The 9,574-nt window shown below is 40.9% G+C and carries 4 protein-coding genes and 4 tRNA genes; 7 read left to right on the forward strand and 1 reads right to left on the reverse strand.

Going from position 1 to position 9,574, the window contains the following annotated elements; genetic code table 11:
• Window positions 1-92: 92 nt before the first annotated feature.
• On the reverse strand, window positions 93-2,690 hold the full coding sequence (gene mutS / locus AAEY98_RS02390; protein ID WP_351014767.1) for a DNA mismatch repair protein MutS: 2,598 nt from the start codon (window positions 2,688-2,690) through the stop codon (window positions 93-95).
• A gap of 285 nt (window positions 2,691-2,975) precedes the next feature.
• On the opposite strand from mutS, the gene recA reads away from it, so the two are divergent.
• The 7 genes from recA to AAEY98_RS02425 all read left to right on the forward strand — a co-directional run bounded on the left by recA (window position 2,976) and on the right by AAEY98_RS02425 (window position 9,572).
• The gene (gene recA, locus AAEY98_RS02395; RefSeq protein WP_059746422.1) at window positions 2,976-4,040 is read left to right on the forward strand and encodes a recombinase RecA; all 1,065 of its coding nucleotides are present in this window, start codon (window positions 2,976-2,978) and stop codon (window positions 4,038-4,040) included.
• 809 nt (window positions 4,041-4,849) lie between these two features.
• Window positions 4,850-7,474, forward strand: a complete 2,625-nt coding sequence (gene alaS, locus AAEY98_RS02400) for an alanine--tRNA ligase (RefSeq protein ID WP_351014769.1) — start codon at window positions 4,850-4,852, stop codon at window positions 7,472-7,474.
• Between the two features lie 460 nt (window positions 7,475-7,934).
• The gene (csrA, locus tag AAEY98_RS02405) at window positions 7,935-8,132 is read left to right on the forward strand and encodes a carbon storage regulator CsrA (RefSeq protein ID WP_011636538.1); all 198 of its coding nucleotides are present in this window, start codon (window positions 7,935-7,937) and stop codon (window positions 8,130-8,132) included.
• A gap of 1,042 nt (window positions 8,133-9,174) precedes the next feature.
• A tRNA-Ser gene (locus AAEY98_RS02410) sits at window positions 9,175-9,266 on the forward strand.
• 22 nt (window positions 9,267-9,288) lie between these two features.
• A tRNA-Arg gene (locus tag AAEY98_RS02415) sits at window positions 9,289-9,365 on the forward strand.
• 27 nt (window positions 9,366-9,392) lie between these two features.
• Window positions 9,393-9,469: transfer RNA gene (locus AAEY98_RS02420), tRNA-Arg, on the forward strand.
• A gap of 29 nt (window positions 9,470-9,498) precedes the next feature.
• A tRNA-Arg gene (locus tag AAEY98_RS02425) sits at window positions 9,499-9,572 on the forward strand.
• The last annotated feature ends 2 nt before the right edge of the window (window positions 9,573-9,574 follow it).

Consider the following 9,574-nt stretch of genomic DNA (forward strand, 5'->3'; position numbering starts at 1 on the left):
TGAAAGTTGTTACTTGTTCGATGTCACACCTAATACGTCATTGAAATGGAAGCCTTTGCAGGCTTCCACAGTTCAAAAATTCACTTGGTCAGTTAATTTCGGTGCTCGGTGTTCGTGTGACTTAATCGCTTCAACTCATATAAATAATCTAACGCCTGTTTAGGTGTCAACTCGTCTGGATTAATTTGGGCTAACTTTTCCAACACGGGTGACGTCTCTGGTATTGGAGGTAATAAGTTCATACTCACTTGAGTTGGGTTCTGTTGAGATAATGTCATATCTCGGTTTTCTAGTTGATGAAGCTTATGTTTTGCCGCTTTAATGACTGCTGCCGGCACACCCGCTAGGGCCGCAACTTGTAGGCCATAACTTTTACTTGCCGCACCTTCTTGTACCGAATGCATAAAGGCAATTGTGTCGTCGTGTTCTATTGCATCTAAGTGAACATTAATGACTGACGGTAACAGCTCGGGTAATTGGGTTAACTCAAAATAATGAGTAGCAAATAATGTCAGTGCACTGACGTTTTTGGCTAGATATTCAGCAGCAGACCAAGCGAGCGCTAAACCATCATAAGTCGAGGTGCCGCGACCTATTTCGTCCATCAACACTAAACTGTTTGCAGTAGCATTATGTAAAATATTAGCCGTTTCGGTCATTTCAACCATGAAGGTTGATCGGCCCGATGCCAAATCATCTGATGCACCAATACGGGTGAAAATCCGGTCGATTTCACCAATTTGAGCATGGTCTGCTGGAACGAAACAGCCGATATGTGCCATCAATGTAATCAATGCAACTTGACGCATATAGGTAGATTTACCGCCCATATTCGGGCCTGTGACAATAAGCATTTGGCGCTGTGGTGTTAACGCTACCGGATTAGCAATAAATGCTGCTTGGCTAACTCGTTCAACGACTGGATGGCGGCCCGCTTCAATATTAATACCAATATCGTGGGTCATTTGTGGGCATTGATAATTAAATAATTGTGCTCGTTCGGCAAAGTTACTTAATATATCTAACTCGGCAGCAGCCGTTGCAAACTGCTGTAATTCTTGTAATTTAGGTAACAATAAGTCAAACAGTTGTTCCCACAGTTGTTTTTCAAGCGCGAGTGCTTTGCCTTGGCTTGAAAGTACTTTCTCTTCGTATTCTTTCAATTCTGGGGTGATATATCGTTCGGTGCCTTTGAGTGTTTGACGACGCTGATAGCTCAGTGGCACTCTATCTGACTGTAAACGGCTAACTTCAATATAGTAACCATGAACCCGGTTATAGCCGACTTTTAAGGTGTTAATCCCCGTTTGTTGTTTCTCACGAGCTTCAAGTTCGACTAAATAATCACTGGCGCCTTCACTCAACTTACGCCATTCATCTAACTCATTATTATAGCCAGTACGGATAACGCCACCATCACGAATTAACATGGGAGGGTTGTCTACAATAGCGCGTTCTAATAAATCATGTTGTTCAGGGAATTCACCCAGTAATTGCACTAACGTATTTAATCGAGGTTGTTGGCATGTTGCTAATGTTTGCTGGATTTCAGGCAGAAGCGTTAGTGCTTGCTTTAAACGTGAAAAGTCACGTGGTCTGGCACTGCGTAGTGCTAAACGAGCCATAATACGTTCGATATCACCTAAGCTTTTTAGTTGCTCATGTAAGGTTTGATATAAGTCTTGTTCAATGAGTTCACTGACTGCGCTATGACGATATTGAATAGTTTGACGATTGCGTAATGGTTCATGGATCCAGCGTTGTAACATACGGCTACCCATAGGGGTTGCGGTATTATCTAATACCCATGAGAGGGTATTTTCTCGCCCGCCAGATAAATTTTGAGTTAACTCTAAATTACGTCTAGTTGCGGCATCTAAAATAATAGATTCAGATTGATTAAAGCGCACAATCGAGTTGATATGTGGTAACGCCATCTTTTGGGTATCTTTTACATACTGCATTAAACAACCTGCAGCTTGTAACGCCAATCGTGCATCAGTAATACCAAAACCGTGCAAATCTTTGGTGCCAAATTGATTGAGCAGTAAATTAATACACGTGTCGTAATCAAACTCCCACTCTGGGCGACGACGGATGCCTTTCATGTTATTGATTAATAACATGTCAGCAAAATCTTCACTGTAAAGTAACTCTGCTGGATTAGTCCGCTGTAATTCGGCTTCTAAAGCTTCACGAGTGGGTAATTCTGCAACAACAAAACGACCAGACGAAATGTCTAAAGTCGCGTAACCAAAACCGCTTTTACCCTGATACAGTGCTGCCAATAAATTGTCTTGTTTTTCTTGCAGTAGAGCTTCGTCAGTTAAGGTGCCAGGGGTAACAATGCGCACCACTTGGCGCTCAACAGGGCCTTTTGATGTGGCAGGATCACCAATTTGCTCACAAATGGCTACAGACTGACCAATATTAACTAATTTTGCTAAATAGCCTTCGACAGCGTGATATGGAATGCCTGCCATGGGAATCGGGTCACCGCCGCTTTTTCCACGAGCCGTCAGTGAAATACCCAACATTTCAGAAGCGCGTTTAGCATCATCGTAAAACAGCTCATAAAAATCACCCATTCGATAAAACAATAACATATCAGGATGGGCCGCTTTTAAGCCCAAATACTGGCGCATCATCGGGGTGTGTTTTTCTAAATCGCTGGTATCAATCACTGTCATTATGAACACTTCACTATTAATCAATCGTAGGACGTAAATCTTATGGGGCTAATCTTAACAATATTTGCCCCCAGCGTATAAATAGATTCAAACAAAAAATTTTATGAGGATAAAATATTGATGTAAATGATCAATTCTCAAAGGTTTAAAAAAAAATCAGCTCAGCACTTGATACTGTATGACTATACAGTATACTGATGAACATATTGAAATGATTCACGTCACTTCACCTAAGTCGAAATAGCATTTTACTAAACGTATTGAATGCCTTAAGAGGGTTTTATAATGAAGGTTGATCCAAATAAAGAGAAAGCACTAGCCGCCGTTTTAAGCCAAATTGAAAAGCAATTTGGTAAAGGCTCAATTATGAAGTTGGGCGAAGATCGCACAATGGATGTTGAAACTATCTCTACCGGTTCGCTTTCATTGGATATCGCACTCGGTGCGGGCGGTTTACCAATGGGACGTATCGTTGAAATTTACGGTCCAGAATCATCAGGTAAAACGACGTTAACTCTTGAAGTGATTGCCGCAGCGCAACGCGAAGGTAAAACTTGTGCGTTTATTGATGCTGAACATGCTCTTGACCCAATTTATGCGAAAAAGTTAGGCGTAGATATTGATAACTTACTTTGTTCACAGCCAGATACAGGCGAACAAGCGTTAGAAATTTGTGATGCGTTAACTCGTTCTGGTGCTGTAGACGTTATTGTGGTCGATTCTGTTGCAGCGTTAACGCCAAAAGCTGAAATTGAAGGTGAAATTGGTGATTCACATATGGGCCTTGCCGCTCGTATGATGAGCCAAGCTATGCGTAAGCTGGCTGGTAATCTTAAGCAATCAAATACTTTGCTTATTTTTATTAACCAAATTCGTATGAAAATTGGTGTGATGTTTGGTAGCCCAGAAACAACTACCGGTGGTAATGCACTAAAGTTCTACGCTTCAGTACGTTTAGATATTCGTCGTACCGGTGCCATTAAAGACGGCGACGAAGTTGTCGGTAATGAAACCCGCGTTAAAGTGGTTAAAAACAAAATTGCGGCTCCATTTAAGCAAGCTGAATTCCAAATCCTTTATGGACAAGGTATTAACCGTACTGGTGAATTAGTCGATCTAGGCGTTGCGCACAAGTTAGTTGATAAAGCGGGTGCTTGGTATAGCTACAAAGGCGAGAAAATTGGTCAAGGCCGTGCTAACGCAGGCAAATTCTTGACTGAAAACCCCGTCATTGCCAGTGAAATTAATACCACTTTACGTGCGATGTTATTGAATGGTGGTGCTAATGCATCAGATTCTAAAACAGAAAGTGATGAGAATATTGACCTTGAAACGGGTGAAGTATTCTAAGCTAGTCAGTCAGTTACATCTATCGCGGTAGCGCATCTTGCGCGCCGCGAATATTCCCTCGCTAAAAGCCCCTGTTGTTATACCCTAAAAACGATAACGCTAAAAACTGCAACGTTAAAAACTGCAACGTTAAAAACTGCAACGTTAAAAACGTTGATATGTGAAAAATCTCTAGTACTCGATTATTGTCAATCTCAGGGTTATTGAGTCATATCCGCTACTCTGCGTTACTTTGAATAATCCCACATAGCTTTAATGCCCATACTTTTAATGATTTAGTTCTGAATTATTTAGCATTTTAAATCACACTATTTGCCAAAAAATATATTAGTTCTGCAGTTACCTTCTTCAATTGGTTTAAAAGCTAATGTGTTACTCCTAACCACGCTCTTTTTATCGTGATAGCGGAGGTTTATCTGGTTAAATTAGACGGTATTTAGCTCACTTCAAATGTGGATAACAGACCGAACACTCGACAACAAAGGTTTGTTATTAATCTGCAATCTCAAGCTGACCATTTGCTTACTCACAAGGCAGTCTTGCCGCCAGCAACGAGCCAATTGCCTTTTAATTTAACGTCGTTAGTTGGGTAACGGGCTGTTCGGGATGTGTTTATTAGCTCGAGTTGAGCTTAGTTAACCTTAGTCGGTGAGATCGCTTATCAATAACTATTATTATCGGTTTATGCTCAGAGGATAATCGAGCCACTCATCTCGCATGTTGACGTAAATTCAGTATATAATGCTTACATTTACAGGCTTGCATGCCAAGCTCGTTACTTTCGTATTTTCTATATTCAGGGCCATTTCATGTTTCAGACTACAGCAGAGTTAAGAAGTGCTTTTTTAAAGTACTTTGAAGATAACGGACATCAGGTTGTTGATAGCAGCTCGCTTGTTCCCACAAATGACCCAACACTGTTATTCACCAATGCGGGTATGAACCAGTTTAAAGATGTGTTCCTCGGCATGGATAAACGCAATTACACCCGAGCGACAACTTCACAACGTTGTGTGCGCGCAGGTGGCAAACATAACGATTTAGATAACGTGGGTTATACCGCTCGTCACCATACTTTTTTTGAAATGTTAGGCAACTTTAGTTTCGGCGATTATTTCAAAGAAGATGCAATTCGTTTTGCATGGACCTTCCTAACCGAAACACTCAAACTGCCAAAAGAACGCTTATGTGTCACTATTTATGAAACCGATGATGAAGCATATGATCTTTGGACTCAAAAAATAGGCGTGCCAGCGGAAAATATGATCCGCATAGGTGATAACAAAGGTGGGGCTTTTGCGTCAGATAACTTCTGGCAGATGGGTGACACTGGTCCTTGTGGTCCTTGTAGTGAAATTTTCTACGATCATGGTGATCATATTTGGGGTGGCCGTCCTGGCACGCCTGAAGAAGACGGTGACCGCTTTATTGAAATTTGGAACATTGTATTTATGCAGTACAACCGTCAGGCCGACGGTGAAATGTTGCCATTGCCAAAACCTTCTGTTGATACTGGTATGGGTATTGAGCGTATTGCTGCGATTATGCAAGGCGTGCATTCAAACTACGAAATCGATATTTTTAAACAACTTATTGCCAAAACAGCTGAAATTATCGGTGTAACCGATTTAGAAAATAAATCTCTGCGTGTTATTGCTGACCATATTCGTTCATGTGCATTTTTAATTGCTGATGGTGTTATGCCATCAAATGAAGGTCGTGGTTATGTGTTGCGTCGTATTATTCGTCGTGCAGTCCGTCATGGTAACAAGCTGGGTGCTAATGACGCATTCTTCTACAAACTTGTGCCAACGCTTATAAGCGTAATGGGCGATGCCGCCATTGGTTTAAAACAAACTCAAGCTATTGTTGAAAAAGCCTTAAAAGCGGAAGAAGAGCAGTTTGCTCGCACTCTTGAGCGCGGTTTAGTTATTTTAGACGGCGCGTTGAATAGCTTGCAAGGTGATACTTTAGACGGCGACACCTTATTTAAATTGTATGACACCTATGGTTTTCCTGTCGATTTAACTGCAGATGTTTGTCGTGAACGTGATATTAACGTTGATGAAGCTGGCTTTGAGTCAGCAATGGCTGAACAAAGAAGCCGTGCACAAGCAGCAGGCAACTTTGGCGCTGATTATAATAGCCAATTAATTATCGATGCAGAAACCTCATTTAGCGGTTATACCGAGTTAACTGGTCAGCCAAACGTGATTGCTTTATATGTTGACGGTAAAGCGGTTGATACCGTGATAGCGGGTCAGGATGCTGTCGTAGTATTAGACAATACACCATTTTATGCTGAATCTGGTGGACAGGTTGGTGATAAAGGCCAGTTGACAGCAGAAGGCGTAGTATTTGCCGTTGCCGATACTCAAAAGTTTGGTCCAGCTATCGGTCACCAAGGTCAATTAGCTCAAGGTCAGTTAGTCATAGGCCAGCAGTTAACCGCACAAGTGGATAAAAACTTACGTCATCGTACACAATTAAATCATTCTGTTACTCACCTATTGCATGCTGCATTGCGTCAAGAGTTAGGCTCACATGTGTCTCAAAAAGGTTCACTCGTTAATCCTGAACGTTTACGTTTTGACTTTGCTCATTTTGAAGCGGTTAAGCCATCAGAATTGAAGGCTGTCGAAGATTTAGTTAATACCCAAATTCGTCGTAACCATGAACTTTGTACCACTGAAATGGGAATTGATGAAGCCAAAGAAAAAGGTGCAATGGCACTATTTGGTGAGAAATACGATGACCAAGTACGTGTTGTCACTATGGGTGATTTCTCTATCGAATTGTGTGGTGGTACTCATGTTGGCCGCACTGGAGATATCGGTTTATTTAAAATCACTTCTGAGAATGGTATTGCTGCAGGTGTGCGTCGTATTGAAGCTGTAACAGGTATTGCTGCAATGGCTTATATTGCTGATCAACAAGCCATGTTAGATGAGGCTGCACAACTACTAAAATCAGATAGTGCTTCGGTAGTCGCTAAGTTAAAAGCTCAGCTAGATAAAGTGAAGCAATTAGAAAAAGATTTATCTCAATTAAAAGATAAGTTAGCTGCTGCGGCCAGTGCTGATATTGCCGGTGATGCAGTAGAAATCAATGGCGTTAAACTTTTAGTTAAACAACTTGATGGTATTGACCCAGGTTCACTACGTGGTTTACAGGATGAGCTGAAGCAAAAGCTAAAGTCTGCGATTATTGTGCTAGGTACTGCTAAAGACGGTAAAGTTAATTTAATTGCTGGAGTCAGCAACGATTTAACCAAGAAGGTCAAAGCGGGTGAGTTAGTCGCAATGGTTGCACAGCATGTTGGCGGTAAGGGCGGTGGTCGTCCTGATATGGCACAAGCTGGCGGTACTCAACCTGAGAATCTAGCCGCAGCATTAGCCCTTGTAGAGCCCTGGGTAAACGAACGTTTAAGTTAATAAAATCTGTAGATTAGCGTTTTTTTGGCAATTGAGTCATAAAGTCTAAGATATGCGACTTTATGACTTGAGTGCTATGAATAGATTTGGCATAGTGAACTAACTTGCTAACAGTAAAAGCGTTTAAAAGGGTTGCTAGCGTTGGGCAATGCTTATTATTGTACTTATATGTAGTACTCTAATGTTGTATTGGTTTTCAATTCCTATCGTTTTTGTTATTGGTTTGCCGTATTGGATTGTTTAGTAACGGAGTCTTATATCGTGAATATGAATAATTTACGGTTGATCTCGTTTTTAAAAGACGACTAATCGTCAAGTTTTATGATTTCCTAAGAGAATTTGCTTTATAAACTGATGTATTCACCAATTGATACTATGATTTTATGTAAAGCAGACCTTATAATGAGCGCATATTACGGATAAAGCGTGTTATGCAGATTGAACTTAAAGGAGCAATCGAATGCTAATTTTGACTCGTCGAGTAGGCGAAACATTAATGATTGGTGATGAAGTCACCGTTACTGTGTTAGGTGTTAAAGGTAATCAGGTACGTATTGGTGTTAACGCACCTAAAGAAGTATCTGTTCACCGTGAAGAGATCTACCAACGTATTCAGTCTGAGAAGTCAGGTACCCCTTCTGAAGGTGGTAATTACTAATTTCGACAGATGATGTCGATATCATTAAAGCCAGCATTTGCTGGCTTTTTTGTTTTTGTATTGCAGTGGCATTACCGCTTTAGTTTAATCAGCCCTTATTCGTTAACCTCTGCTCGGAATTTTCACTGTCATCAAACTGTCCTTTGTTTATGCGATTGCTTCAATTAAAAGACCCGCTAGTTACGTGTCATTTCGCTGGGTTAACCCAAATACAGAGCTAAATTTAGAACCAAATTCAAATAATAACGAGTCAATTTAAATATGAGTGACCAGTAAACATTCTACGTTTATCAATTTACCCATCTGTTATTCTGCGTTGAGGTTACATTAGCTCTAGCGTAGAGTACCTCACAGCTCCAATTTAAGGTTGTTGGTGTAAGCAGGACAATTTCCCCTTAAGTTGATACAAGACTGAAGTGGAATGAATGAGGCTCTCACAAAGCACTTTTTAACACACTGATTCAGTTTGTTAAACGCATCCATAAATGAGTCGTCATTTATTTACCATCCGACTAACGTATTTATTTTACTCGTGTTGAATTATCACTGGATGCTATTTGTAGCTAACAATTGGTATCAAACCATTTTTTTAACGAGTCATTATTTAAATGTGCTTAATTCATCTTGATTATAGCGTTGTAATGGGAATCGTTGATCAATACAAATCCCATCGTAATCTCGTGCAAGCTATAGCAAATTAACCTTCCTAAATGGCATTATGCGGCTATTGTCGATATTGGTTAATATGATGTTGAATTGTAATAGTGAGTATAAATTACCCAATGACTAGGCTAAGTTGTTTAAATCAACGATGTGTTTAATTATATCTTTGGTTAAAAACCTTAAAACGCTTGTCGGACGAACAGAGGTTTAATGAGATTATGTCTGTAAATTAAAAAGAATATTCATCAAAAAACGACTGTTTTCATCAAGATTTGAGTCTATTATCTCCAATGTGCTTAAAAACACTCCAAATGAAGTTAGGTTTCCTAAAAAGGGTTTGACTTATTTTCATCAAACAGTAATATGTGCGCCAAGAAACGGAGAGGTGGCCGAGTGGCCGAAGGCGCTCCCCTGCTAAGGGAGTATGGGCTTTAAATCCCATCGAGGGTTCGAATCCCTCCTTCTCCGCCATTTCTTACAATAGATATACGATGCGGATGTAGCTCAGCTGGATAGAGTACCTGGCTACGAACCAGGCGGTCGGAGGTTCGACTCCTCCCATCCGCACCATTATCTATTAAAGTGTTAAACATGAATGCGCGTGTAGCTCAGCTGGATAGAGTACCTGGCTACGAACCAGGCGGTCGGAGGTTCGACTCCTCCCACGCGCACCATTTCATGTTTCACTAAAAACCCAATTTATGCGCGTGTAGCTCAGCTGGATAGAGTACCTGGCTACGAACCAGGCGGTCGGAGGTTCGACTCCTCCCACGCGCACC

Origin of the sequence: Shewanella sp. AC91-MNA-CIBAN-0169 (assembly GCF_040310165.1) — a bacterium.
Lineage (GTDB): Bacteria > Pseudomonadota > Gammaproteobacteria > Enterobacterales > Shewanellaceae > Shewanella.